20 protein-coding genes and 1 pseudogene are annotated in these 24337 nt (G+C 70.8%); 10 read left to right on the top strand and 11 right to left on the bottom strand.

All coding sequences use genetic code 11. The features are described 5' to 3' along the window. Nucleotides 1-31: 31 nt before the first annotated feature. Both D9753_RS11745 and D9753_RS38970 read left to right on the top strand, forming a co-directional pair. Complete coding sequence (locus tag D9753_RS11745; protein ID WP_121786969.1) at nt 32-535, top strand: helix-turn-helix transcriptional regulator; 504 nt, start codon at nt 32-34, stop codon at nt 533-535. A 21-nt stretch (nt 536-556) separates the two neighbouring features. After that, nucleotides 557-1701, top strand: a pseudogene (locus D9753_RS38970) (tyrosine-type recombinase/integrase). A 7-nt stretch (nt 1702-1708) separates the two neighbouring features. Here the strand turns inward: D9753_RS38970 and sodN are convergent. Further along, on the bottom strand, nt 1709-2104 hold the full coding sequence (sodN, locus tag D9753_RS11735) for a superoxide dismutase, Ni (protein WP_121786968.1): 396 nt from the start codon (nt 2102-2104) through the stop codon (nt 1709-1711). 145 nt (nt 2105-2249) lie between these two features. On the opposite strand from sodN, the gene sodX reads away from it, so the two are divergent. Further along, nucleotides 2250-2684 carry a nickel-type superoxide dismutase maturation protease gene (gene sodX / locus D9753_RS11730; protein ID WP_121791024.1) on the top strand — a complete coding sequence of 145 codons (435 nt, stop codon included), beginning with the start codon at nt 2250-2252 and terminating at the stop codon, nt 2682-2684. Here sodX and D9753_RS11725 read toward each other — a convergent pair. Continuing rightward, nucleotides 2588-3217 (bottom strand): CGNR zinc finger domain-containing protein, encoded by a 630-nt coding sequence (locus D9753_RS11725; RefSeq protein ID WP_121786967.1) that lies wholly within the window; start codon nt 3215-3217, stop codon nt 2588-2590. The genes sodX and D9753_RS11725 overlap by 97 nt on opposite strands. Before the next feature lie 100 nt (nt 3218-3317). Here D9753_RS11725 and D9753_RS11720 point away from each other — a divergent pair, with 100 nt between their 5' ends. Further along, nucleotides 3318-4076, top strand: a complete 759-nt coding sequence (locus D9753_RS11720) for a class I SAM-dependent methyltransferase (RefSeq protein WP_121786966.1) — start codon at nt 3318-3320, stop codon at nt 4074-4076. Between the two features lie 125 nt (nt 4077-4201). Here D9753_RS11720 and D9753_RS11715 read toward each other — a convergent pair whose 3' ends face one another. Genes D9753_RS11715 through D9753_RS11705 form a run of 3 tightly spaced genes read right to left on the bottom strand, consistent with a single transcriptional unit; the run spans nt 4202 to nt 6938 of the window. Continuing rightward, nucleotides 4202-5008 carry an amino acid ABC transporter ATP-binding protein gene (locus D9753_RS11715; RefSeq protein ID WP_338057973.1) on the bottom strand — a complete coding sequence of 269 codons (807 nt, stop codon included), beginning with the start codon at nt 5006-5008 and terminating at the stop codon, nt 4202-4204. Beyond that, nucleotides 5005-5940, bottom strand: coding sequence for an amino acid ABC transporter permease (locus tag D9753_RS11710; protein ID WP_121786965.1), 936 nt, complete (start codon nt 5938-5940; stop codon nt 5005-5007). Before D9753_RS11710 ends, D9753_RS11715 begins: the two co-directional genes overlap by 4 nt. 38 nt (nt 5941-5978) lie before the next feature. Further along, nucleotides 5979-6938, bottom strand: a complete 960-nt coding sequence (locus D9753_RS11705; RefSeq protein WP_121786964.1) for an ABC transporter substrate-binding protein — start codon at nt 6936-6938, stop codon at nt 5979-5981. 616 nt (nt 6939-7554) lie between these two features. Between D9753_RS11705 and D9753_RS11695 the strand changes: the two genes are divergently transcribed. Both D9753_RS11695 and D9753_RS11690 read left to right on the top strand, forming a co-directional pair. Further along, complete coding sequence (locus D9753_RS11695; RefSeq protein WP_121786963.1) at nt 7555-8778, top strand: NAD(P)-dependent malic enzyme; 1224 nt, start codon at nt 7555-7557, stop codon at nt 8776-8778. A 230-nt stretch (nt 8779-9008) separates the two neighbouring features. Then, nucleotides 9009-9974 carry a zinc-binding dehydrogenase gene (locus D9753_RS11690; RefSeq protein WP_121786962.1) on the top strand — a complete coding sequence of 322 codons (966 nt, stop codon included), beginning with the start codon at nt 9009-9011 and terminating at the stop codon, nt 9972-9974. A gap of 80 nt (nt 9975-10054) precedes the next feature. Here the strand turns inward: D9753_RS11690 and D9753_RS11685 are convergent, their stop codons facing one another. Further along, nucleotides 10055-11248, bottom strand: a complete 1194-nt coding sequence (locus D9753_RS11685; protein WP_121786961.1) for a PadR family transcriptional regulator — start codon at nt 11246-11248, stop codon at nt 10055-10057. Between the two features lies 1 nt (nt 11249). Continuing rightward, entirely contained in the window at nt 11250-12161 is a 912-nt protein-coding gene (locus D9753_RS11680; RefSeq protein WP_121786960.1) for a DUF4097 family beta strand repeat-containing protein, read from the bottom strand. Between the two features lie 179 nt (nt 12162-12340). Between D9753_RS11680 and D9753_RS11675 the strand changes: the two genes are divergently transcribed. After that, nucleotides 12341-12520 (top strand): DUF6104 family protein, encoded by a 180-nt coding sequence (locus D9753_RS11675; protein ID WP_121786959.1) that lies wholly within the window; start codon nt 12341-12343, stop codon nt 12518-12520. 119 nt (nt 12521-12639) lie between these two features. Here D9753_RS11675 and D9753_RS11670 read toward each other — a convergent pair whose 3' ends face one another. The 4 genes from D9753_RS11670 to D9753_RS11655 form a co-directional block, all read right to left on the bottom strand. After that, complete coding sequence (locus tag D9753_RS11670; RefSeq protein ID WP_121786958.1) at nt 12640-16446, bottom strand: multifunctional oxoglutarate decarboxylase/oxoglutarate dehydrogenase thiamine pyrophosphate-binding subunit/dihydrolipoyllysine-residue succinyltransferase subunit; 3807 nt, start codon at nt 16444-16446, stop codon at nt 12640-12642. Between the two features lie 302 nt (nt 16447-16748). Beyond that, nucleotides 16749-17873: a HAMP domain-containing sensor histidine kinase gene (locus D9753_RS11665; protein WP_121786957.1), complete on the bottom strand. Its 1125-nt coding sequence runs from the start codon at nt 17871-17873 to the stop codon at nt 16749-16751. Further along, entirely contained in the window at nt 17870-18610 is a 741-nt protein-coding gene (locus tag D9753_RS11660) for a response regulator transcription factor (RefSeq protein WP_121786956.1), read from the bottom strand. The genes D9753_RS11665 and D9753_RS11660 overlap by 4 nt, the downstream gene beginning before the upstream one ends. A gap of 112 nt (nt 18611-18722) precedes the next feature. After that, on the bottom strand, nt 18723-19400 hold the full coding sequence (locus D9753_RS11655; protein ID WP_121786955.1) for a spermine/spermidine synthase domain-containing protein: 678 nt from the start codon (nt 19398-19400) through the stop codon (nt 18723-18725). A gap of 194 nt (nt 19401-19594) precedes the next feature. Between D9753_RS11655 and D9753_RS11650 the strand changes: the two genes are divergently transcribed. The 3 genes from D9753_RS11650 to D9753_RS11640 all read left to right on the top strand — a co-directional run bounded on the left by D9753_RS11650 (nt 19595) and on the right by D9753_RS11640 (nt 24233). Continuing rightward, the gene (locus tag D9753_RS11650; protein ID WP_121786954.1) at nt 19595-20395 is read left to right on the top strand and encodes a rhomboid-like protein; all 801 of its coding nucleotides are present in this window, start codon (nt 19595-19597) and stop codon (nt 20393-20395) included. 127 nt (nt 20396-20522) lie between these two features. Then, the gene (gene lon / locus D9753_RS11645) at nt 20523-22949 is read left to right on the top strand and encodes an endopeptidase La (RefSeq protein WP_121786953.1); all 2427 of its coding nucleotides are present in this window, start codon (nt 20523-20525) and stop codon (nt 22947-22949) included. Between the two features lie 198 nt (nt 22950-23147). Beyond that, the gene (locus D9753_RS11640; protein ID WP_121786952.1) at nt 23148-24233 is read left to right on the top strand and encodes a serine/threonine-protein kinase; all 1086 of its coding nucleotides are present in this window, start codon (nt 23148-23150) and stop codon (nt 24231-24233) included. Nucleotides 24234-24337 lie beyond the last annotated feature (104 nt).

The following is a 24337-nucleotide window of genomic DNA, read 5'->3' as shown; positions in this document are numbered from 1 at the left end:
TTGGGATAATCATGGTTGCGATGGAGGTGTGATGGCTGGCGACAAGCCCGAGGGCAGTGAGGTCCCGCTGCTCTACAGCGAAGGGAACGTGGCATCGCGTGTAGCCCTGGAGCGTGAGGTCAGAGGGTGGAGCACGACCGAGCTGGCGGAGCGGGTGACCAGGGCCGGCGTCAAGATGAACCAGACGGCTGTCTGGCGTATCGAGAGCGGCACCCCCCGTCGCAGGATCAACCTCGACGAGGCCCTAGCCTTCGCCCGTGTCTTCGAGCTTCCCCTTGAAGAGTTGATGTCCCCGCCCCTGGAGGGGCTCGACGTCAACGGCCGGCGGCTCGTGCAGGAGGCCGTAGAGGCGTTCTACGAGACGCGCGAGGCACAGGACCGCCTGCATCGGGCCGTCACCGCCATCGCGGAACACATCCAGGCCCACCCGGACAGCTCGCGAGCCATCCACGAGCAGTGCCGTCGCCTCACGGGCGACGAGCGCGACGCCCGCACCCTCACGGAGCACATCGAGGACGGCGGCTATTACCGCTAACCGAACCTAAGGAGAGGCCACTTGGCCAACATTCAGAAGCGCCCCAACGGCAAATGGCGGGCCCGCTACCGCGACCTCGACGGCAAGGAGCAGGCCCGCCACTTCGACCGCAAGCTCGACGCCCAGCGCTGGCTCGACGAGGTCACGACCAGCATCGTCACGGGCCAGTACGTCGACCCGCGCGCTGGACGGCTCTCGTTCGCGGCATACACGGAGAAGTGGGAGGAGTCGCTCATCGCGGGTGAGGCGGCCGAGCGCATCACGGACAACGCGCTGCGGCTGCACCTCGTCCCGGCGCTGGGCTCCCGCGCCATGGCGGCGATACGCCGCAATGACATACAGGTGCTGTTCAAGAGCCTGTCCGAACAGCTCAGTCCCGGCAGCGTGCGCAACGTCTACGACGTCCTCGTGCGCGTCATGACCGCGGCCGTCGAGGACAAGGTCATCGCCTCCAGCCCGTGCCGCCGGATCACCCTCCCGCCCATGCAGGACGAGGAGGTCACCCCACCCACGGTCGCGCAGGTCGAGGCCATGGCCCGCGTGATGCCGCCGTACATACGCGCACGCTCGCTGGATCAGGCTTGCGAATAGGCGAGCTGCTCGGCCTCAAGGTGTCGGACATCGACTTCAAGGCTGGCACCATCCGCGTCGAGCGGCAGCGCCTCCAGTCGGGAAGGATCGGCCCACCGAAGACCGCGAAGTCCCGGCGTACGGTACCGGTCGGCGAGGTCGTCACCGACGCCCTCCTCACGCACCTCGCCGCACGCCCCTCCAAGGAGTGGCTGTTCACGATGGAGGAGGGCGAGCCCCTCAACTATCGCCGCTGGAAGACGGAGTGGAACTGCGCCCGCAGGGCGCTCCAGGCGGCCGAGAGCGAGGTCGCCGAGCGCGAGGGCCGCAAGCCCGTCGAGCTGCCGCACATGGTGACTCACGACCTGCGCCACTTCTTCGCTTCCGCCCTCATCGCCGGCGGAGCGAGCGTCAAGCAGGTCCAGCTCGTCCTCGGCCACGCCTCCGCAGTCATCACGCTGCGGATCTACGCCCACCTCTGGCCGGGCGAAGAAGACCGCACCCGGTCCGTCATGGACGCCGTTCTCGGCGGACTGCGGACCGGGTGCGGACTGCAAGACCAGGCGATCAAGGAAACCGCAGGTCAGGGGGCCTGAGTAAAGATCAAGCCTTCTTGGTCTCCCAGAAGATCTTGTCGATCTGCGCGATGTAGTCCAGCGCCTTCTGACCCGTCGCCGGGTCGGTGGACGCCTTGGCGGCCGAGAGGGCCTTCAGGGTGTCGTTGACCAGCCGGTGCAGCTCCGGGTACTTCTCGAAGTGCGGGGCCTTGAAGTAGTCGCTCCAGAGAACGGAGACGTGGTGCTTCGCCAGCTCCGCGCGCTGCTCCTTGATGATGGTGGCACGCGTCTGGAAGTGAGGGTCGTCGTTACCGGCCATCTTTTCCTGGACGGCCTTCACCGACTCCGCCTCGATGCGGGCCTGGGCCGGGTCGTACACGCCGCAGGGCAGGTCGCAGTGGGCGCTGACCTTGACCTTGGGGGCAAACAGGCGGGAAAGCATGGAGCATTCCTTCCTCGTGATCGTCTTCTCAGGTGCGACATTACTCCCTGAGGAACCGGTTTTCGTGAGTGCCCCCTAGGGCTTAGGACGAAAGTCCAGGGTGAGACTGGGACCGGTGGAGGAACGGACCGGGGAGGTGCCGGGGATGGTGGAGCTGTCGCAGGAGACCGAGCGGGGCAGGGCCGTGGTGCCCCTCGGGCTGGCCGAGGTGACCGGCCCGTCCATGGTGCCCACGCTGCGCCACGGGGATCGGCTGCTGGTGCGGTACGGGGGTGCGGTCGGGCCGGGGGACGTCGTGGTCCTGCGCCATCCGTTCCAGCAGGACCTGCTGGTCGTCAAGCGGGCCGTGGAACGGCGTGGGGGCGGCTGGTGGGTGCTCGGGGACAACCCGTACGCGGGTGGGGACAGCACCGACTACGGGGTCGTCCCGGAGGACCTCGTGCTGGGCAGGGCCCTGCTGCGGTTCCGGCCGCTGCGGGCCGGTCAGCGCTCGCCGCTGACGCTGCTGCGCTGGGCGCTCTCGGCGGCGAGGCCCCTGCTGCCCGACCGGTCGGCCTCCAGGCGCTTGCGGGCCCGGTAGGCGGCCACGTTGGCGCGGGTCGCGCAGCGGTCGGAGCAGTAGCGCCGGGAGCGGTTCGTGGAGGTGTCGAGGTAGGCGTTGCGGCACGGGGCCGCCTGGCACAGGCCGAGGCGGTCCACGCCGTACTCGGTGAGGTGGAAGGCCAGGCCCATCGCGGCGATCGCCGCGTAGCCGGCGGTGGCGTTGGAGGGGTGGTCGGCCAGGTGCATGTGCCACAGGGGGCGGTCGTCCTCGTCGCGGTGGTCGTGCCCGGAGATCTGGGGGCTGACCGGGAACTCCAGCAGCAGTGAGTTCAGCAGGTCCACGGCCAGCGTCTCGTCGCCGGTGTCGGCGGCCTCGAAGACCGAGCGCAGGCGGCCCCGGACCGAGCGGAAGCGGGTGACGTCGGCGTCGGTGGCGCGACGGGCCGCCGACGCGTTGGCGCCGAAGAGATCGCGGACGGCCTCGACGGAGGTCAGGCAGTCCTTGCCCCGGGCCGGCTCCTCGCTGTTGACGAGGCGTACGGCGTAATCCGAGTAATAGGCCAGTTCCACTTGTAGTCCTTACGAGGGCGCTTTATCGTCGTGTCTGCGGGCGGGTAACAGCCGTTCGTGCTTCCAGGGTATTACGCGAACCGAGGGGAGTCTGGGTTACATGACCACGGGTACCGGCACGGACTGGGCCGCCTGGCAGGAGAGCTGGGACCGGCAGCAGGAGGGCTACATGCCCGACCGGGAGGAGCGCTTCCGGATCATGCTCGACATGGTCGAGGCGCTGGTCGGTACGGCCCCACGCGTGCTCGACCTCGCGTGCGGCACCGGCAGCATCACCGCCCGGCTGCTCCAGCGGTTCCCGGAGGCCACCAGCACCGGCGTCGACCTCGACCCGGCGCTGCTCGCGATCGCGCACGGCACCTTCGAGGGCGACGACCGCGTCCGCCTCGTCACCGCCGACCTGTCGGACCCAGACTGGCCGGCGCGGCTGCCGTACGACTCCTACGACGCCGTGTTGACCGCGACGGCCCTGCACTGGCTGCACAGTGAACCCCTCACGGCCCTCTACGGTCAGGTCGCGGAGCTGGTCCGCGACGGCGGCGTCCTCATGAACGCGGACCACATGGTCGACGACAGCACGGCCCGGATCAACGCGGCCGAGCGCGCCCAGCGCCACGCCCGCATGGATCAGGCCAGGCAGGACGGCACCCTGGACTGGGCCGAGTGGTGGCGGCTCGCGGCCGCGGACCCGGTCCTCGCCGAACCGACCGCCCGCCGCTTCGCCATCTACGGCGAGCACGCGGACGGGGACACCCCCTCGGCCGCCTGGCACGCGCGCGTGCTGCGCGAGAAGGGGTTCGCCGAGGTCCGCCCGGTGTGGTGCTCCCCCTCGGACACCCTGCTGCTGGCGCTGAAGTGACGGCCGGCCGGTGACCCCGTGGGCGCTGCCGTGACAGCCGGCCGGTGATGCCTGGGGCGCTGCCGCGGCTGTACAGGAGGAGAGGGGCGGTACGGCCGTGGCCGTACCGCCCCTCTCCCGCGTGTCTACAGCACCTTCGACAGGAAGGACTGCGTCCGCTCGTGCTGCGGGTTCGTCAGGACGTCCCGCGGATGGCCGGATTCGACCACCACACCGTCGTCCATGAACACCAGGCTGTCGCCCACCTCGCGGGCGAAGCCCATCTCGTGGGTGACGACCACCATGGTCATGCCGGACTCGGCGAGGTCCCGCATGACGTCCAGGACGTCACCGACCAGCTCCGGGTCCAGGGCCGAGGTCGGCTCGTCGAACAGCATCAGCTTCGGGTCCATCGCCAGCGCCCGGGCGATCGCCACGCGCTGCTGCTGGCCGCCGGAGAGCTGCGAGGGGTAGTGCCCGGCCCGGTCGGCCAGACCCACGCGCTCCAGAAGCTGCACGGCCCGCTCCCGGGCCTGCGTCCTGCCGGCGCCGCGCACCTGCACCGGCGCCTCCATGACGTTGTCCAGGGCCGTCATGTGCGGGAACAGGTTGAAGCGCTGGAAGACCATGCCGATGTCCCGGCGCTTCATGGCGACCTCGCGGTCGCGCAGCTCGTACAGCTTCTCGCCCTGCTGGCGGTAGCCGACCAGCTCGCCGTCGACGTACAGCCGCCCGGCGTTGATCTTCTCCAGGTGGTTGATGCACCGCAGGAAGGTCGACTTGCCGGAGCCGGAGGGGCCGATGAGGCAGAACACCTCGCCCGGCTTCACCTCCAGGTCGATGCCCTTGAGCACCTCCACGTGGCCGAAGGACTTGTGGACGCCCTCCGCCCTCACCATCGGGACGGTCCCCTCGGCCGGGGTGTCCTTCGTCGTGCTCAGCTTGTCGGTCATGCCATGCCACCCTTCGGCCGGCCCAGGGAGAGCATGTTCGTCCTGACCTTCTGCCACGGCGTCGGCGGCAGTTGGCGGCTGGAGCCGCGGGCGTAGTAGCGCTCGACGTAGTACTGGCCGACGCTCAGGACCGACGTCATGATCAGGTACCAGGCCGCGGCGAGGAAGTACATCTCCACCGGGGCGCCGGAGTTCTGGCCGATGTCCTGGGCGTAACGGAACAGTTCGGGGTACTGGACGGCCGCCACGAGCGAGGTCGTCTTCAGCATGTTGATCACTTCGTTGCCCGTCGGCGGCACGATCACGCGCATCGCCTGCGGGATGATCACCCGGCGCAGCGTCCTGCCGTGGCTCATGCCGAGGGCGTGGGCCGCCTCGGTCTGGCCCTCGTCCACCGCGAGCAGGCCGGCCCGGCAGATCTCGGCCATGTACGCCGCTTCGTTCAGACCCAGGCCGAGCAGCGCCGTCAGCAACGGCGTCATGAAGTTCGACCAGTAGTCCTTGTAGAACGGCATCAGGTTGATGTACTCGAAGACCAGGCCCAGGTTGAACCAGAGGAAGAGCTGGACCAGGACCGGGGTGCCGCGGAAGAACCAGATGTAGAACCAGGCGATCGAGGAGGTCACCGGGTTCTTGGACAGCCGCATCACCGCCAGGACGATGCCGCCGACGATGCCGATCACCATGGACAGGACCGTCAGCAGGAGGGTCTTGCCGACGCCGGTCATGATCCGGTCGTCGAAGAAGTAATCGGGTACCGCGTGCCAGTTGATCCTGCCCTGGCCGAACGCGTAGATGATCGCGACGAGGATCGCGATCGCGATGACGGCGGTGATGTACCGCCCGTAGTGGCGGACCGGGATGGCCTTGACGGCCTCCGCGCCGGCCGACGGCGTGTCCGTCGGGCCCGCCGTCTTGTCGATGTCAGTCACGGGTATTGCCTCTCAGTGGCCGCTTGCGCTGACGCGGGTCACTTGCCGCCGTTGATCGCGGACTCCTTGACGGCGCCGTCCTGGGCGCCCCACTTCTCGAGAATCGTCTTGTACTCGCCGTTCTTGATGATCGCGTCCATCGCGGCCTTGAGCGCGTCCCGGAGCTGGGTCTCCTTCTTGGAGACCGCGATGCCGTACGGGGCCGCCTGGACCTGGTCGCCGACAAGCTGGAAGTCCTTGCCGCCGCCCGAGTTCTTGACCGCCCACGCGGCGACCGGGAAGTCGGAGGAGGCCGCGTCCACGCCGCCGGAGCGCAGCCGGGTCTGGGACTGCTGGTCGTCGTCGAAGGCCTCGACGGTCAGCTTCTTGCCGGCGGGACACTTCTTGGCCTCCTGCTTGGCCAGGTCCTCCGAGATGGTGCCCCGCTCGACGGCGAGCTTCTTGCCGCACAGGTCCGACCACGTGGTGATGCCGTTGGTGTCACCCTTGCGGGTGTAGATCGAGACACCGGCGGACAGGTAGTCGACGAAGTCGACGCCCTCACCGACCTTCTTGCCCGTGTCCGGGTCGACGCCCTCCTGACGGTTCTTGTTGTCCGTCATCGCCGACATCGCGATGTCGTTGCGGCCCGAGCGCAGGCCGGTGAGCAGGGCGTCGAAGGTACCGTTCTCGAACTCGAACGTCACGCCGAGCTGCTTGCCCATGGCCGCCGCCAGTTCCGGGTCCAGGCCGACGACCTTGCCGGAGGCGTCCTTGAACTCCACCGGGGCGTACGCGATGTCCGAACCGACCCTGATCTTGCCGGCGCTGCGGATGTCCTGCGGGAGCTTGTCGGCGAGCGGAGCCGTGCTGGTGGACGCGGAGCCGGAGTCCTTGTTCTTGTCCTTGGTCTGGTCACCGCAGCCGGTGAGCAGCAGGGCGCCTGCGACCGCGATCGCACCGGCCGCGGCCAGACGTGAGCGCGCGGCGCTTGTACGACGGGTGGAGCTTGCGGTCATCGTGGTTCCTCCGGCGGATGGGAAGAGTTGCCGATGGGTCGACGGAAACACACACCTTCGGGTGTCGCGACCTCGTGGGTTTACGGCATCTTGCCATTCGGACTACGCCATTCAGGGGCGTCGCTATGTCAAAATCGGATAACGGGTGACCCCCGAACCGCATCAGGTCGGTACAACCCCGGTCCATAGCCGCCGGATCATCTGCGGGAATCCAGCACTCCGGCCGGAAAATCTTCGGCGTGTCTCACGATGTGATCACCCGTGTGAGGGCCTCCGCGCTCCTCCCCGCGGTCACCTCGCCGTCCGGCCGCGCCGCGTCGCGCCGGGGTGTCCCCGCGCCGCCCACGCGCCACCCCCGTGCCGTCGACCGCGCGTCACCTTCCCGCCGCTTTGCGGTTCCGGGATGTGACCTTGCACCTAATGGACTCGTCGCGGGCGCCATCCGTCCGGTAAGAAGGTTCTTTACACCCCTCATCCGGGGCTCAGGGCGCGTGTGCGGCGCGCCCGTCGCGTATGTGCTCGTACGTATCCGCAATCGAGCCGTGCGCGGTGCCCGCCCACCCCTCACCAGGAGTGGTCGACCCTCAAACCATGCATAGCTAAGGGGTAAAACAAAGTGGCAGCGGAGATCGTCAATCCTCGCGGCGACAGCGGTACGGGCCAGGACGGAGGGGCCGAGCCCCTCGATTCGTTCGATCCGGTGTTCGCGCTGCATCGCGGCGGCAAGATGGCCGTGCAGGCCACCGTGCCGATCCGCGACAAGGACGACCTTTCCCTCGCGTACACGCCCGGCGTCGCTCGCGTGTGCACCGCGATCGCGGAACAGCCGGAGCTGGTCAACGACTACACATGGAAGTCCAGCGTGGTCGCCGTCGTCACCGACGGCACGGCCGTGCTCGGACTCGGGGACATCGGTCCCCAGGCCTCCCTCCCCGTGATGGAGGGCAAGGCGATCCTGTTCAAGCAGTTCGGCGGCGTCGACGCGGTGCCGATCGCGCTCGACTGCACCGACGTGGACGACATCGTCGAGACCGTCGTCCGGCTCGCCCCGTCCTTCGGCGGGGTGAATCTGGAGGACATCTCGGCGCCCCGGTGCTTCGAGATCGAGCGCCGGCTCCAGGAGCGACTGGACATCCCGGTCTTCCACGACGACCAGCACGGTACGGCCGTCGTGACGCTCGCGGCGCTGCGGAACGCGGCCCGGCTCAGCCGGCGCGAGATCGGACAGCTACGGGCCGTCATCTCGGGCGCCGGCGCGGCCGGTGTCGCCATCGCCCGGATGCTGGTCGAGGCCGGCATCGGGGACGTGGCCGTGGCGGACCGCAAGGGCGTCGTGTCGGCCGACCGGGCGGACCTCACCCCGGTCAAGCGCGAGCTGGCCTCCTTCACGAACAAGGCCGGCCTCACCGGCTCGCTGGAGGACGCCCTCGCGGGCGCGGACGTCTTCATCGGCGTCTCCGGCGGTACGGTCGCGGAGGAGGCCGTCGCCTCCATGGCGCAGGGCGCCTTCGTCTTCGCGATGGCCAACCCCAATCCCGAGGTGCACCCGGACGTGGCGCACAAGTACGCGGCGGTCGTCGCCACCGGACGCTCGGACTTCCCGAACCAGATCAACAACGTGCTGGCCTTCCCCGGGATCTTCGCGGGCGCGCTCCAGGTGCGGGCCACACGGATCACGGAGGGGATGAAGATCGCCGCCGCCGAGGCGCTGGCCGCGGTGGTGGGGGACGACCTCGCCGCCGACTACGTGATCCCGTCCCCGTTCGACGAGCGGGTCGCCCCGGCCGTGACCGCGGCGGTCGCGGCTGCCGCGCGCGCCGAGGGCGTCGCCCGCGGGTGACATCGCGCTGAACGGCCCCGCCCGCCCGGGCGGGGCCGTTTCTCTGCCCGCCTTCTTCGCCCCTGCCTCTGCCCCGTTCTCCTGTCCGCCCCCGCGCCCGGACGGGTGACGGCACGGCGCTGTCGGCGTGTCATCGCGCCCTGCGCCGCACGGGTGCCGTTGCGCAAGAGGGCATGTGTCACAGGCGGGCCTGGTTCCGCCGGCTGCACCGTGCACCTATCGTCGGCAGCATGTTCGCTGTCTACGCCGCCCGAATCGACCGCGACCAGCCGCTCACCGGCCTCGAGTTGGGGGAGCGTCCGGCTCCCGAGGCCCGTCCCGGCTGGAGCACCATCACCGTACGGGCCGCTTCCCTCAACCACCATGACCTCTGGTCCCTGCGGGGCGTCGGCCTGCCCGAGGGCCGGCTGCCGATGATCCTCGGCTGCGACGCCGCCGGGATCGACGAGGACGGCAACGCGGTCGTCCTGCACTCCGTCATCGGCCAGACCGGCCACGGCGTCGGGCCGGACGAGCCGCGCTCCATCCTCACCGAGCGCTACCAGGGCACCTTCGCCGAGCAGGTCGCCGTGCCGACCTGGAACGTCCTGCCCAAGCCCAGGGAACTGTCCTTCGCCGAGGCCGCCTGTCTGCCGACCGCCTGGCTGACCGCGTACCGGATGCTGTTCACCAACGCCGGGGTACGGCCCGGTGACTCGGTGCTCGTGCAGGGCGCGGGCGGCGGCGTCGCCACGGCCGCGATCATCCTCGGCAAGGCGGCCGGGTTGCGCGTCTTCGCGACCAGCCGGGACGAGGCGAAGCGGAAGCGGGCCCTGGAACTCGGAGCCGTGGAGGCCGTCGAGCCCGGGGCGCGGCTGCCGCAGCGGGTGGACGCCGTCATCGAGACCGTCGGCGCCGCCACCTGGTCCCACTCGGTGAAGTCCCTGCGGCCCGGCGGCACGCTCGTCATCTCCGGCGCCACCAGCGGGGACCGACCCTCGCACGCCGAACTGACCCGCATCTTCTTCCTGGAGCTGAAGGTCGTCGGCTCGACCATGGGCACCAAGGACGAGCTGGAGGACCTGCTCTCCTTCTGCGCCGCGACCGGTGTACGGCCCGTCATCGACGAGGAGCTGCCGCTGGACCGGGCCCGCGAGGGCTTCGAGCGGCTGGCCTCCGGGGAGCAGTTCGGGAAGATCGTGCTGACCAACTCCTGAGCCGACGGGGCAGTCCGGCCCAGAGGCGGGTCCGGTCACCGGGCCCGCCTCTCGCGTCGGCCGGAGAGGTCCCGCCGGCTTCACCCCGGGCCCGGGGCCTCCGGCTGCCCGCCCGTCCCGGTGGGCTGGGAGGGGGACCGGGGATCGCGGGTGTGGAGGAGCGCCGCGATGTGGGTCGCCGCCGTCGAGAGGTGGTGGCGGGCCTCGCCGAGCTGCTCCGGGGTGACGCCGTGGTCGCGGGCCGCGTCCCGGATGCCGTCGCGGAAGCGGTCCAGGAGACGGTCCAGGTCACGGGCCGGGTCACCAGTGAAGGCCTCGTGCGACCAGGAGGGTTCGTACGCCGCGGGGAAGTCCTGCGGGGCGGAGGTGTAGTGCGGCTCCTGAGCGGGGGAGGGGGCCGGGGCGGAGGTCTCTTCGGTGGTGCGGCCGAAGGTCCAGTTGCCGCCGAGGTCCTTCCCGAACTCCTTGCCGAAGTCCTTCCCGAACTCGCCGAACTCCTTGGCCAGTTCCGTCAGGCCGTCGCGGACGCCCGTCGGCCAGTCCCCCCGGGCGAAGTGGTCCAGCACCCGGTCCTGGACGCGTCGGGCCATGCGCTGCACCTCCTCCTGCGCCTGGGCCCGCGCCCGCGCCTGCGCCTCCTGGGCCCTGTGGCGGGCGCGCTGGGCCTCCTCGCGGGCCCGGCGGCTCTCGTCCTTGGCCCGTCGGGCCTGTTCCTTCCACTCCTGCTTGACCCGGCGCATCTCCTCCTTGGCGGCCTTCCAGGCCTCCTTGTCGCTCAGGTCGTCGTACTCCCCGGGGTCGCCCTGTCCGCCCTGTTCCCCCTGGTTCCCGTCCTTCCCGGGACCCGAGAAGGGGCTCGCCCCGGTGCCGCCCGGCCGGGTTCCCCGGCGGGCCTCCGAGGCCGCCGCGCGCATCTCACGGCGCAGGTCACCGGCCGCGCCGCGCACATCGGCCCTTATCTCGGCGGCCAGTTCCGCCATCGACTCGCGGATCTCCAGCTCCAGGTCGGCCAGCTCGCCGCCGCGGTCGGCCAGTTCGGCCCGGCCGGCGTCGGTGATCGCGTACACCTTCCGGCCGCCCTCGGTGGTGTGCCGGACCAGGCCCTCCGCCTCCAGCTTGGCCAGCCGGGGGTAGACCGTGCCCGCCGAGGGGGCGTACAGGCCCTGGAAGCGTTCCTCCAGGAGCCTGATCACCTCGTAACCGTGGCGCGGGGCCTCGTCGAGCAGTTTGAGCAGGTACAGGCGGAGGCGGCCGTGGGCGAAGACGGGGGGCATGTCAGAACACCTTCTTGTCGGTCGTCGTACCGTCGGCCGGGGCGCCGGGCGCGCCGGTGGGCCGGGGGGAGTCCGGCTCCGTCTCCCAGAGGGTGTGCTCCTCCTCGTCCCGGGGCGGGCGGCGCAGCAGGGCGATCGAGCCGGAGACCGTGGTGGCGCGCAGCCGCCCGGTGCCCGCGCCGAGCCGCCCGGAGACTTTGTGGGCGCCCCACTGGCCCTGCACCCGCAGTCCGTCGAAGGCGTTGGAGATCGTGCCGCTCGCGGTGTTCGCCTCGACCGTGGCGTCCGCCGGGTGCGGCAGGCGGATCGCGATCTCGCCGGAGACGCTGGTCAGGCCGACCTCCGTGGGGCCGTCCGGATCCAGGTCGACGATCATGGAGCCGGTGACGGATTCCGCGCGGACGGAGGGGCCGGAGCCGTCGACCACGGTCAGGTCGCCCGAGACCGAGTGGAACCGCAGGTCGCCCGTGACCGCCTGGGCCTCCAGGTTTCCCGACACGGTGTCCGCGCGGACCCGGCCAGAGATACCGACCAGAGTCGTGTCACCGGTCACTCCCTTGACGCCCACGGGCCCCCGGATGCCGGAGACGACCGCGCCCGCGCCCACCACGCCCACTTCCACCCGGGTGTCGGCGGGGACGGCGAGGGAGACGACGGCGCTGCGCCGCCGCCCCTTGTGGTCGAGCCACTTGAGGAAGCCCTTCCACGGCAGGTCCTCGTAGGCCACGGTGAGGACGCCGTCCCGCTGGGTGACCACCAGGGGTGGCCCCTCGATCTCCGACACCTCCAGGCGGGCGGCGGGCTCGTCCGTGCTCACGACGTTGACCGTGCCGTTGACGAGCCGGACCTGGAGGTCGCGTACGGGGCTGTCGAAGGTCAGCTTCCGGGGCTCGGTGACGGACCACTCGGGCATGGGGCCTCCTCGGCGGGGCGGCGTGGCGACGACACGTCATATCGCGTCTTCTGGGAAACACGATATATCGTGGTGCCGGGAAGTCAAGACACTCTTTCCGGTGAGGGGCCGACGGGTCCGACGCATAGGCTGGGACCAGTCAGTAACGGCCTGGACGGATGCGCAGGAGACACGGCCCCATGTATTTCACCGACCGCGGTATCGAGGAGCTGGAGAAGCGGCGTGGCGAGGAGGAGGTCACCTTCGAGTGGCTCGCCGAGCAGCTACGCACGTTCGTGGACCTGAACCCGGACTTCGAGGTGCCCGTGGAGCGGCTGGCCACCTGGCTCGCGCGCCTCGACGACGAGGCCGACGAGTAACGAGTGGACCCCGCGCCGGTACCGCTCGGCGCGGGCGCGGCGCAGGCCGCGGCGCACAAGGGCCCGGCACCGAGTGTCCACTCGGTGCCGGGCCCTTGTCGTGGCGTACCGCCCGAGGCCTAGGCCTCGAACACCTCACGCACCAGTTGCTCCTGCTCGGCCTGGTGGCGCTTGGCCGAACCCACCGCCGGGGACGAGCCGTGCGAGCGCGAGATGCGCCGCAGCCGCTCGCCGTGCGGCACGTCCGCGCCGACCGCCAGGTCCAGGTGGTCGATCAGGTTGAGCGCGATGAACGGCCAGGCACCCTGGTTCGCCGGCTCCTCCTGCGCCCACAGGTACTTCTCGGCGTTCGGGTACTTCTTGATCTCCGCCTGGAGCTCGGCACCCGGCAGCGGGTACAGCCGCTCGATGCGGATGATGGCCGTGTCCGTGACACCGCGCTTCTGCCGCTCGGCCTCCAGGTCGTAGTAGACCTTGCCGGCGCAGAAGACGACCTTGCGCACGGCGGCCGGGTCGACCGAGCCGTCGCCGATGACCGGGCGGAACTCGCCGCTCGTGAACTCCTCCGCCTTCGACGCCGCCGCCTTCAGGCGCAGCATCGACTTCGGGGTGAAGACGACCAGCGGCCTGTGGTGCGGGTTGTGCACCTGCCACCGCAGGAGGTGGAAGTAGTTCGACGGGGACGTGGGCATCGCGACCGTCATGTTGTTCTGCGCGCAGAGCTGGAGGAAGCGCTCCGGGCGGGCCGAGGAGTGGTCGGGGCCCTGGCCCTCGTAGCCGTGCGGCAGCAGCAGGACGACGCCGGAGGTCTGGCTCCACTTCTGCTCGGCCGAGGAGATGAACTCGTCCACGACCGTCTGCGCGCCGTTGACGAAGTCGCCGAACTGCGCCTCCCACATGACGAGCGCGTCGGGGCGGGCCAGCGAGTAGCCGTACTCGAAGCCCATCGCCGCGTACTCGGAGAGCAGCGAGTTGTAGACGTTCAGGCGGGCCTGGTCCTCGGAGAGGTACTGGAGCGGGGTGTACTCCTCGCCGGTCTCCCGGTCGATCAGCACCGCGTGGCGCTGGCCGAAGGTGCCGCGCTGGGAGTCCTGGCCCGCGAGGCGGACCGGGGTGCCCTCAAGCAGCAGGGAGCCGATGGCCAGGGTCTCGCCCATGCCCCAGTCGATGGTGCCGTCCTCGACCATCGACGCGCGGCGCTGGAGCTGCGGCTGGAGCCGCGGGTGCACCGTGATGTGGTCGGGGACGTTGACCTGGGATTCGGCGATCCGCTTGACGACCTCCGCGGAGATCGCGGTCGGCACGGCGACCGGGAAGCCGTCCTGGGGCGCCTGGGTGTCGCCGGCGGCCGGCTGGGAGGTGGCCTCGCGGACCTCCGTGAAGACCTTCTCTAGCTGGCCCTGGTAGTCCTGGAGGGCCTGCTCGGCCTCTTCCAGCGTGATGTCGCCGCGACCGATCAGGGACTCGGTGTACAGCTTGCGCACCGAGCGCTTCTTGTCGATCAGGTCGTACATCAGCGGCTGGGTGAAGGCCGGGTTGTCCGACTCGTTGTGACCGCGGCGGCGGTAGCAGATGAGGTCGATGACCACGTCCTTGTTGAACGCCTGGCGGAACTCGAAGGCCAGCCGGGCGACTCGGACGACGGCCTCGGGGTCGTCGCCGTTCACGTGGAAGATCGGGGCCTCGATCATGCGGGCGACGTCCGTGGCGTACATGGAGGAACGCGAGGACTCGGGGGCCGCGGTGAAGCCGACCTGGTTGTTGATGACGATGTGGACCGTGCCGCCGGTGCGGTAGCCCCGTAGCTGCGACATGTTCAGGGTCTCGGCCACCACGCCCTGGCCCGCGAAGGCCGCGTCGCCGTGGATCGCGACCGGCAGGACCGTGAAGTCCGTGCCGCCCTTGTTGATGATGTCCTGCTTGGCGCGGGAGACACCCTCCAGGACCGGGTCGACGGCCTCCAGGTGGGAGGGGTTGGCGACCAGGGAGACCTTGATCTGCTCGCCGTCCAGGCCGGTGAAGGTGCCGTCGGCACCCAGGTGGTACTTCACGTCGCCGGAGCCGTGCATCGACTTCGGGTCGAGGTTGCCCTCGAACTCGCGGAAGATCTGCGCGTACGACTTGCCGACGATGTTGGCGAGGACGTTCAGCCGGCCGCGGTGGGCCATGCCGATGACGACCTCGTCCAGGCGGGACTCGGCCGCCGAGTCGATGACCGCGTCCAGCAGCGGGATGACGGACTCGCCGCCCTCCAGCGAGAACCGCTTCTGACCCACGTACTTGGTCTGGAGGAAGGTCTCGAAGGCCTCCGCCGCGTTCAGCCGGCGCAGGATGCGCAACTGCTCCTCGCGCTCCGGCTTGGAGTGGCCGCGCTCCACACGGTCCTGGATCCACTTGCGCTGCTTGGGGTCCTGGATGTGCATGAACTCGATGCCGGTGGTGCGGCAGTACGAGTCCCGCAGGACGCCGAGGATGTCGCGCAGCTTCATCATCGACTTGCCGGCGAAGCCGCCGACGGCGAACTCGCGCTCCAGGTCCCACAGGGTGAGGCCGTGCTCGACGATGTCCAGGTCGGGGTGCTTGCGCTGGCGGTACTCCAGCGGGTCGGTGTCGGCCATGACGTGGCCGCGGACCCGGTAGGAGTGGATCAGCTCGAAGACGCGGGCGGCCTTGGTGACGTCGTCGTCGTGGGAGGCGTCGATGTCCTTGAGCCAGCGGACCGGCTCGTAGGGGATCCGCAGCGCCTCGAAGATGTCGTCGTAGAAGCCGTTCTCGCCGAGCAGCAGGTTGGCGACGACGCGCAGGAACTCGCCGGAGGCGGCGCCCTGGATGACCCGGTGGTCGTAGGTCGACGTGAGCGTCATGACCTTGGAGATGCCGAGCTTGTTCAGGGTGTCCTGGCTGGTGCCCTGGAACTCCGCCGGGTAGTCCATGGAGCCGACGCCCATGATCACGGACTGCCCGGGCATCAGACGCGGCACGGAGTGGACGGTGCCGAGGCCGCCGGGGTTGGTCAGGGAGACCGTCACGCCGGTGAAGTCGTCCATCGTCAGCTTGCCGTCGCGGGCGCGGCGGACGATGTCCTCGTAGGCCTGCCAGAACTCGAAGAAGTTCAGCGTCTCGGCCTTCTTGATCGCCGCGACGACCAGCTGGCGGTCACCGTTCGGCTTCACCAGGTCGATGGCGAGGCCGAGGTTGACGTGCGGCGGCTTGACCAGGGTCGGCTTGCCGTCCTTCTCGCCGAACGACCAGTTCATCGACGGCATGGCCTTGATGGCCTGCACCATCGCGTACCCGATGATGTGCGTGAAGGAGATCTTCCCGCCGCGGGCGCGCTTGAGGTGGTTGTTGATGACGATGCGGTTGTCGAACAGCAGCTTCACCGGTACCGCGCGGACCGAGGTGGCGGTCGGCAGCTCCAGCGAGGCGTTCATGTTCTTCGCGACGGCGGCGGCCGGACCGCGCAGCGTGATCAGCTCCGGGCCCTCGGGGGCCTCGGCGGCGGGCGCGGCCTTGCCCTTCGGCTGAGCGGGCGCCTGTGCGGGCTGCGCCGGCGCGGCCGGGGCGGGCTTCGCCGCCGCGGCGGGAGCGGCGGCGGGCGCCTGGGCCGGAGCGGCCGTGGGCTTCGGGGCGGCCGGGGCGGCGGCCTGGGGGGCCGGGGCCGCGGGCTGGGCCTGCGGGGCCGTGGTGGGGGTCTCTGCGGCCCCCGTGGCCGCAGCACCCGCCGGAGCCGGGGTGGCAGGAGCGCCCGGCTTGTAGTCGGCGAAGAAGTCCCACCAGGCGCGGTCTACCGAATTCGGGTCCTGGAGGTACTGCTGATAGATCTCGTCGACGAGCCACTCGTTCGGACCGAACGCGGCTGCGGGGTTCCTCCCGGCTTGGTCGTCGGTTGAGATGCTCGAGTTACTGGGGGACTGTGGCGACACGGCGGCAACCGCCCTCTTCCGCTTCACAAGGTGATGGACAGCGGGAATAAAGGCTACGCCTCCCTGACCGTGAAGGTCAGGTCGGGCCCGTTCATCGTCGCGTAAGTCACATCGGAAATCTTGTTTCGGGGCTTGAAATGGCGGGCAACAAGCGTGGTTCCGCATGTGGGAGGGTGCACCGGCCGGGGCCCTGCGCGTCTTCGTTCGACGGGTGGCGCGGGCCTGCTCCCGATCGCACGGGTCCGGCCGCGCCGAGCGGCGCCGACCGTCGTGGATCTTGTGCTTCCGGTTCGGACCCTACGTCAACTCGTGGCGGAAGTCAGGCCCGGAAGAGTGACGATGATCCGGCAGCCCCGCTCGGATTCGGCCACACCGATCCGGCCGCGGTGCAGATCGACGGCCCATCGGGCGATCGCCAGCCCCAGCCCCGTACCGCCGTCGCTGCCCGGTCCGTGCGGCCGGGTCACCGCTCCGCGGTTGAACCGCTCGAACACCCGGTGCCACTCCGACCGGGGGATGCCGGGACCCTCGTCCAGGATCTCCAGCTCCAGCGACTCCGGCTGCGGACCGCGCCGCGCCTTCACGGTCACGCGGCCGTGCGGCGGGCTGTGCTTGACCGCGTTGTCGATGAGGTTGGCGACGACCTGGTGGAGGCGCTCGGGGTCCGCGTGCGCGGTCAGCTCCGGCGGTGAGACGTCGAGGTGCAGATGGACGTCCGTCCGCGTGTGGCTGCCGGAGCCGGAGGCGATGCCCGCGCGCGCGGAGGCGACCATGTTGGCCTCCTTGAGTACGCCCGAGAGGTACGGCCACACCTCGAACCGCCGCAGCTTCAGCGGTACGACGCCGTTGTCGAGCCGGGAGAGGTCCAGCAGGGTCTCCACCAGCCGGCCGAGCCGCTCGGTCTGCTTCAGGGCCGTCCGCATCGTCTCCTGGTCGGGCTCGGTCACCCCGTCGACGATGTTCTCCAGCACCGCGCGCAGGCCCGCGATCGGGGTGCGCAGCTCGTGCGAGACGTTCGCCACCAGCTCCTTGCGCTGGCTGTCCTGGGCCTCCAGCTCGTCGGCCATGACGTTGATCGTCTCGGCCAGGTTGCCGAGTTCGTCCCGGCGGTTCTCCTTCACGCGGCGCGTGTAGTCGCCGTGCGAGATGGAGCGGGCCACCGCGTTCATCTCGTCCAGCGGCATGGTGAGCGAGTGCGCCACGAACTGGGTGATGAGCAGGGTGGCGATCATCGAGAACACCGTGATGAAGCGCAGCTCCGTCTTGGTGTGCACGGCGACGATCGACAGCCCCGTGGTGATCAGCACCGCGATGACGACCAGCGCGCCCAGCTTGGTCTTGATCGAGAACGGGCGCACGCCGCCCCAGGGTTCCCCACCGGAGAGCCGGCGGCTCCTCCGCACGGCCTGGCGCCCGTCACCGCTCATGGCGCCGGCGTCTCCAGCGCGTAGCCCACACCGTGCACCGTACGGATCCGCTCGGCACCGATCTTCCGGCGCAGCGCCTTGATGTGGCTGTCGACCGTGCGGGTGCCGGAGGCGTCCGCCCAGTCCCAGACCTCGGCCAGTAGCTGTTCCCGGGAGAGCACCGCGCGGGGGGTGTTCGCCAGGCACACCAGCAGGTCGAACTCGGTCGGCGTCAGATGGACGTCCTCCGCCTTCACCCGGACCCGGCGCTGCGCGTGGTCGATCTCCAGCTCGCCGAGGCGCAGTATGCCGGAGCGCGGGGTGGCGGCGGCGATCGTCGCCCGCTCCACCCGGCGCAGCAGCACGTGCACGCGTGCCGCCAGTTCCCGCATCGAGAACGGCTTGGTCATGTAGTCGTCGGCGCCGACGCCGAGCCCGACCAGCATGTCGGTCTCGTCGTCCCGCGCGGTGAGCATGAGCACCGGCACCGGGCGCTGGGCCTGCACGCGCCGGCAGACCTCCAGCCCGTCGAAGCCGGGCAGCATGATGTCGAGGATCAGCAGGTCGGGCTGCCAGGCCTCGGCCGTGTCGACGGCGGCGGGACCGTCGGCCGCCGTCTGCACCAGGAATCCCTCGGCACGGAGCCGGGCCGCGATGGCGTCGACGATCGTGAGGTCGTCCTCGACGACCAGCACCCGGCGCTGTGCGCCCGGGGTGGTCGTCGCCGCGCCGCTCTGGGAGGTGTGTGTCTGCTCCATCGCCCGCCCCTGTTGTTGCTTTCCGGAATCCGTGGGGTGATCCCATGTCTGCGTTTGACGCTTGAATGATCCGCGTCAGGGCAGCACATTACGGGGACTCGCCGGGCTGTCGCTATCCAGGCCGGACGGCGAGGTGCACAGCGTCCGGAACGCCCCGGGCAACGGGCACCTCTTCGGTACGCACCTGCCGGAATCCGGCATTCCGCAAGGTTCCTTCAAATTCCGGAGAGGGCTGCGCGGACCACACGGCCAGCACCCCGCCGGGTTTCAACACCCTTGCGCACGCCGCGAGTCCGGCCGGTGAGTAAAGGCTGTCGTTGTCCTCCGTGACGGTCCAGCCGGGCCCGTTGTCGATGTCGAGACACAGCGCGTCGAACGTGTCCGATGTCTCATTGACGTAAGCCACCAGATCCGCTTCCACGATCGTGGTGCGCCGGTCGGCGAGCGCGCCGCCGGACACCTCGGCCAGCGGCCCCCGCCGGTGCCAGCCGATGACGGCGGGCTCCCGCTCCACCACGGTGATCCGTCCCCACCCCGGATCGGCCGCCGCGTGTGCGAGCGAGAATCCCACGCCCAGCCCCCCGATCAGCACAGCCGGCTCGGGCCGCACGTCCAGCGCGGCCCGGGCGGCGTCGACCAGCAACCGCTCCGAGCGGCCGTCGGAGGTGTCCATCAGGAAGCATCCGTTGGCGATGATCTGCAGCAGCGGGCCGTGCCTGCGCAGCACCACCTCTCCGTACGGGCCGTCGCGCCGGTCCAGGACCAAGGGAGAGTCGTACAGGTCGGTCATGGCCCCATCCTGGCCCAATCGGGTCTGCCCTTCACGGGAATTGCGGACGGCGCGACGGCCGGCACCGGGAGGACGGTGTACGGACGCGACCGGGGCGTGAGAGGTTGCTGTGAATCGGCTCCCGCGTGGCCCCGGTCATGGACAGCGGCCCGCCGGACCCCAAGGGTGGAGCGGGACGGAAGGAGTGCCGCACCGTGGAACGGATCACGAAAGGCCCTGCGACGGCCGCGTCCCCGCCGCTGCCGGGCCCGCCCCTTCGCGGCGGCTCCGCCGCCGTCCCGCCCTCGCCGGCCACCGGCCTGCTGGACGGCGTGCCCCGCCAGCGCGGCGTCACGGCGGTGTCCGCCCCGGCCCCGGTCCCCGCGCGTCCGCCCGGACCTGCCGTACGGCCCTGGCACCTGCTGCCCACCCCGGCCGGCACCCCGTTCACCTTCGCCTACGCGACCGTCCTGGCCGTCACCTCCGTGATCGCGGCCATGGCTGCCCCCGCCCTGGTGCACGCCCTCCACCAGGGCTCCAGCACGGACGTCGCCCATCTGATACGCACGCCCCTGCCGGTGCTGGCGGCGAGCGCACTGTGGATCGCGGGCGGGATCGTCTCGCCGTACGCCGTCGCGTTCGTCCTGGTGCTCACCGCGCTGGAACGGCGCACGGGCGGGATGCGGGCCGCCTGCGTCTTCCTGGCCGGCCACGTCCTGGCCACCCTCGCCACCGAGGTCCCCGTCGGCCTCGCCGTCCTGGCCGGACACCTGCCCCCGACCTCCCTGCACCGCCTCGACTACGGCATCAGCTTCGGCGTCGCCGCCAGCATCGGCGCGCTGGCCGGCCTGCTCGGCCCCTGGCTCCGCTGGCCCCTGCTGGTGCCGGTGGCCGGAGCGCTCCTGGGCGACCTGTACGCCTACGCGGACCCCCTGACCAACTGGGGGCACCTCATCGCCCTGGCGACCGGCGTGGCCGCCTGGCCGCTGCTCCGGCGCCCGCACCGGCCGGCCTGAGCGGCCCGGGACCGTCCCCACCTGCACCGATTCCGTGATCGCTCACGGCGAACACACGGCCGGGAACATCCGGGGCAGCCCGAACATTGAGTCGGCATAGCTCAAGTTGACTGCCGAAGGGGAGATCATGGCTGCTGAGTCACCGGCGTTCACGCTCAACCTGCCGCTGCTGCCGCTCGACGACGAGGTCGTGCTGCCCGGCATGGTCGTTCCGCTGGACCTGAGTGACGCCGAGGTGCGGGCCGCGGTGGAGGCCGCGCAGGCCGCCGCGCCGGAACCCGGCAAGCCCACGGTGCTGCTGGTCCCGCGCATCGACGGCACGTACGCCGGCACCGGCGTCCTCGGCACGGTCGAGCAGGTCGGCCGGCTGGCCGACGGTGACCCCGGAGCCCTGATCCGCGGCCGGAGCCGGGTGCGCATCGGCGCCGGCACCACCGGCCCAGGCGCGCCGCTGTGGGTCGAGGGCGCCCGGATCCAGGAGAGCGTGCCCGAGCCGCTGCCGGGCCACGTCACCGAACTGGTCAAGGAGTACAAGGCGCTCGCCACCACGTGGCTGAAGAAGCGCGGCGCCTGGCAGGTCGTGGACCGCGTCCAGGCCATCGACGACGTGGCCGCGCTCGCCGACAACTCCGGCTACTCGCCCTTCCTCACGACCGACCAGAAGGTCGCCCTGCTGGAGACCGCCGACCCGGTGGCCCGGCTCCGGCTCGCCACCCAGCAGCTCCGCGACCACCTCGCCGAGCAGGACGTGGCCGAGACCATCGCCAAGGACGTCCAGGAGGGCGTCGACAAGCAGCAGCGCGAATTCCTGCTGCGCCGCCAGCTCGAGGCCGTCCGCAAGGAACTGCGCGAGCTGAACGGCGGGAACGGCAAGGATTCCGCCGAGGAGTCCGACGACTACCGCGCCCGCGTGGAGGCCGCCGACCTGCCCGAGAAGGTGCGCGAGGCCGCCCTGAAGGAGGTCGACAAGCTGGAGCGCGCCTCCGACCAGTCGCCCGAGGGGTCCTGGATCCGCACCTGGCTGGACACCGTCCTGGAGATGCCGTGGAACGAGCGGACCGAGGACGCCTACGACATCCGGGGCGCCAAGGCCGTGCTGGACGCCGAGCACGCCGGCCTGGAGGACGTCAAGGAGCGCATCACCGAGTACCTGGCCGTGCGCAAGCGGCGCGGTGACCGGGGGCTCGGTGTGATCGGCGGGCGGCGCGGCGGTGCCGTGCTCGCGCTCGTAGGTCCGCCGGGGGTCGGCAAGACCTCGCTCGGCCAGTCGGTCGCCCACGCCATGGGACGCACGTTCGTCCGCGTCGCCCTCGGCGGCGTCCGTGACGAGGCGGAGATCCGCGGCCACCGCCGTACGTACGTCGGCGCGCTGCCCGGCCGCATCGTGCGGGCCGTCAAGGAGGCCGGGTCCATGAACCCGGTGGTTCTGCTCGACGAGATCGACAAGGTGGGCTCGGACTTCCGCGGCGACCCGGCGGCGGCCCTCCTGGAGGTGCTGGATCCGGCGCAGAACCACACCTTCCGGGATCACTACCTGGAGGTCGAGCTGGACCTGTCGGACGTGGTCTTCCTCGCCACCGCCAACGTCCTGGAGGCCATCCCGGAGGCGCTCGCCGACCGTATGGAGATCGTCCGGCTGGACGGCTACACCGAGGACGAGAAGGTCGTCATCGCCCGCGACCACCTGCTCCCGCGCCAACTGGAGAGGGCCGGCCTGCACGGGGACGAGGTCACGCTCGACGAGAGCGCGCTGCGCAGGCTCGCCGGCGAGTACACCCGCGAGGCGGGCGTGCGGACCCTGGAGCGGTCCATCGCCCGGCTGCTGCGCAAGATCGCCGCCCAGCACGAACTGGGCGAGCGGGAACTGCCGTTCACCGTGACGGACGGCGACCTGCGCGAGCTGATCGGCCGGCCGCACCACGTGCCCGAGTCCGCCCAGGACCCGGCCGAGCGCCGTACGGCCGTGCCCGGCGTGGCGACCGGCCTCGCGGTCACCGGCGCCGGCGGCGACGTGCTCTTCGTGGAGGCGTCCCTCGCCGACCCGGAGACCGGCGGCGCGGGCCTGACCCTCACCGGACAGCTCGGTGACGTGATGAAGGAGTCGGCGCAGATCGCGCTGAGCTTCCTGCGCAGCCACGGCGCCGAACTGGAGCTGCCGGTGGCCGACCTCAAGGACCGGGGCGTGCACATCCACTTCCCGGCGGGGGCGGTCCCGAAGGACGGCCCGAGCGCGGGCATCACGATGACCACGGCACTCGCCTCGCTGCTCTCCGGCCGCCTGGTCCGCACGGACGTCGCCATGACCGGCGAGGTCTCGCTGACCGGCCGGGTACTGCCCATCGGCGGGGTGAAGCAGAAGCTCCTCGCCGCCCACCGCGCCGGGGTGACCACCGTGATCATCCCCAAGCGCAACGAGCCCGACCTGGACGACGTCCCGGCCGAGGTGCTGGACAAGCTGGACGTCCACCCCGTGACCGACGTCCGCCAGGTCCTGGAGCTGGCGCTCGCGCCCGCCGTGGACGGGGCGGCGCCGGAGGTGCCCGTGGCGGCGTGACGGACGCCTCGGCAGGGCCGCGCCGTGTCCGCCGGGCTCCCGCCCGCCCCACGGCGCCACACAGGGCCCGGACCTCCGTGAGGGAGGTCCGGGCCCTCGCCCTGCCCGGTCTCCGGCCGGGCGCACACCGGGAGCGCTCGGTAGGATGCAGACAGGAGCCAGCCCTCCGCAGCGGACCGGGGTGAGGGTGGTGTCTCGATGAACACGGCGCCCAAGAGAGCCAGTTGGCCGCCCACAACCCCGTCCGGCCTGATCGGGGCGGAGATCGCGGGCTACCGGGTGGAGCGCGAACTCGGCCGGGGCGGCATGGCCGTCGTCTACTGCGCCAAGGACCTGCGCCTCGGCCGCACGGTCGCCCTCAAGCTCCTCGCCCCCGAATACACCCGCAACGAGGCCTTCCGCAGCCGCTTCGCCCAGGAGTCCCGGGTGGCCGCCGCCATCGACCACCCGAACATCGTGCCCGTCTTCGAGGCCGGCGAGGCCGACGGCATCCTCTACATCGCCATGTGCTTCGTCGCCGGCCTGGACCTGCGCGCCCTGATCGACCGCGAGGGCCCCCTGCCGGTGCCGATGGCGCTGCGCATCGCCGCCCAGCTCGCCTCCGCCCTCGACGCGGCGCACGCGCGCGACCTGGTCCACCGGGACGTCAAGCCCGGCAACGTCCTGGTCGCCGAGGGCATCGACAGCGACCACCCCGAGCACGTCTATCTCGCCGACTTCGGCCTGGCGAAGAAATCCCTGTCGCTGACCGGGTTCACCAACGTGGGAGAGTTCGTCGGCACGCTGGACTACGTGGCGCCCGAGCGGTTCACCGGCCGCCCGGTCGACGGCAGGTCCGACCTCTACAGCCTCGCCTGTGTCGTCCAAGAGACCCTGACGGGCGCCCCGCCCTTCCAGCGGGAGGACCACGTCGAGCTGCTCTGGGCCCACCAATGCGACACGCCTCCCGCCCTCAGCGAGCAGCGGCCGGACATCCCGGCCGACGCCGACGAGGTAATGCTCCGGGCCCTGGCCAAGGTCCCGGACGACCGCCACGACACCTGTATGGAGTTCGTGGCGGCCCTGCGCACGGCCGTCGGCGCGGTCGGCCCGCGCGGCCGTACGCCGACGCTGGTGGACATGCGCGTGGGCGCCGCCTGCCCCGACCCCGGCACGGAACCCCGCCCCGATCCCGGCACGGAACCCGGCGCGGACCGGGTGGCGGTGCCCGGGCCTCCGGCGTGGGCCGGACCCGTCTTCCCCGGGGCGCCCGCCGGACCGGCATCACGCGTGGGCGCGGCTTAGCCCCCACTACCAGACACATTTCGCACTGACAAGTCCCGAGTCCTCGGAGCATGACCCGGGCTGCCCGTTTTGGCTTACTTGAAGTGCGGCCAGGAAAACGAACC

The organism is Streptomyces dangxiongensis, assembly GCF_003675325.1.
In the GTDB taxonomy this organism is placed as follows: domain Bacteria; phylum Actinomycetota; class Actinomycetes; order Streptomycetales; family Streptomycetaceae; genus Streptomyces; species Streptomyces dangxiongensis.
Note: the sequence above shows the minus strand (reverse complement) of the source record. Positions and strands in the feature narration are given on the sequence as shown.

Excerpts from the sequence above, each read along its gene's own strand:
- D9753_RS11640 (WP_121786952.1), top strand. The coding sequence starts at position 23,148 with ATGAACACGGCGCCCAAGAGAGCCAGTTGGCCGCCCACAACCCCGTCC.
- D9753_RS11685 (WP_121786961.1), bottom strand. The coding sequence starts at position 11,248 with ATGCCCCCCGTCTTCGCCCACGGCCGCCTCCGCCTGTACCTGCTCAAA.
- D9753_RS11680 (WP_121786960.1), bottom strand. The coding sequence starts at position 12,161 with ATGCCCGAGTGGTCCGTCACCGAGCCCCGGAAGCTGACCTTCGACAGC.
- D9753_RS11690 (WP_121786962.1), top strand. The coding sequence starts at position 9,009 with ATGTTCGCTGTCTACGCCGCCCGAATCGACCGCGACCAGCCGCTCACC.
- D9753_RS11705 (WP_121786964.1), bottom strand. The coding sequence starts at position 6,938 with ATGACCGCAAGCTCCACCCGTCGTACAAGCGCCGCGCGCTCACGTCTG.
- D9753_RS11665 (WP_121786957.1), bottom strand. The coding sequence starts at position 17,873 with ATGAGCGGTGACGGGCGCCAGGCCGTGCGGAGGAGCCGCCGGCTCTCC.
- sodN (WP_121786968.1), bottom strand. The coding sequence starts at position 2,104 with ATGCTTTCCCGCCTGTTTGCCCCCAAGGTCAAGGTCAGCGCCCACTGC.
- sodX (WP_121791024.1), top strand. The coding sequence starts at position 2,250 with ATGGTGGAGCTGTCGCAGGAGACCGAGCGGGGCAGGGCCGTGGTGCCC.
- D9753_RS11745 (WP_121786969.1), top strand. The coding sequence starts at position 32 with ATGGCTGGCGACAAGCCCGAGGGCAGTGAGGTCCCGCTGCTCTACAGC.
- D9753_RS11720 (WP_121786966.1), top strand. The coding sequence starts at position 3,318 with ATGACCACGGGTACCGGCACGGACTGGGCCGCCTGGCAGGAGAGCTGG.
- D9753_RS11715 (WP_338057973.1), bottom strand. The coding sequence starts at position 5,008 with ATGACCGACAAGCTGAGCACGACGAAGGACACCCCGGCCGAGGGGACC.
- D9753_RS11660 (WP_121786956.1), bottom strand. The coding sequence starts at position 18,610 with ATGGAGCAGACACACACCTCCCAGAGCGGCGCGGCGACGACCACCCCG.
- D9753_RS11675 (WP_121786959.1), top strand. The coding sequence starts at position 12,341 with ATGTATTTCACCGACCGCGGTATCGAGGAGCTGGAGAAGCGGCGTGGC.
- D9753_RS11655 (WP_121786955.1), bottom strand. The coding sequence starts at position 19,400 with ATGACCGACCTGTACGACTCTCCCTTGGTCCTGGACCGGCGCGACGGC.
- lon (WP_121786953.1), top strand. The coding sequence starts at position 20,523 with ATGGCTGCTGAGTCACCGGCGTTCACGCTCAACCTGCCGCTGCTGCCG.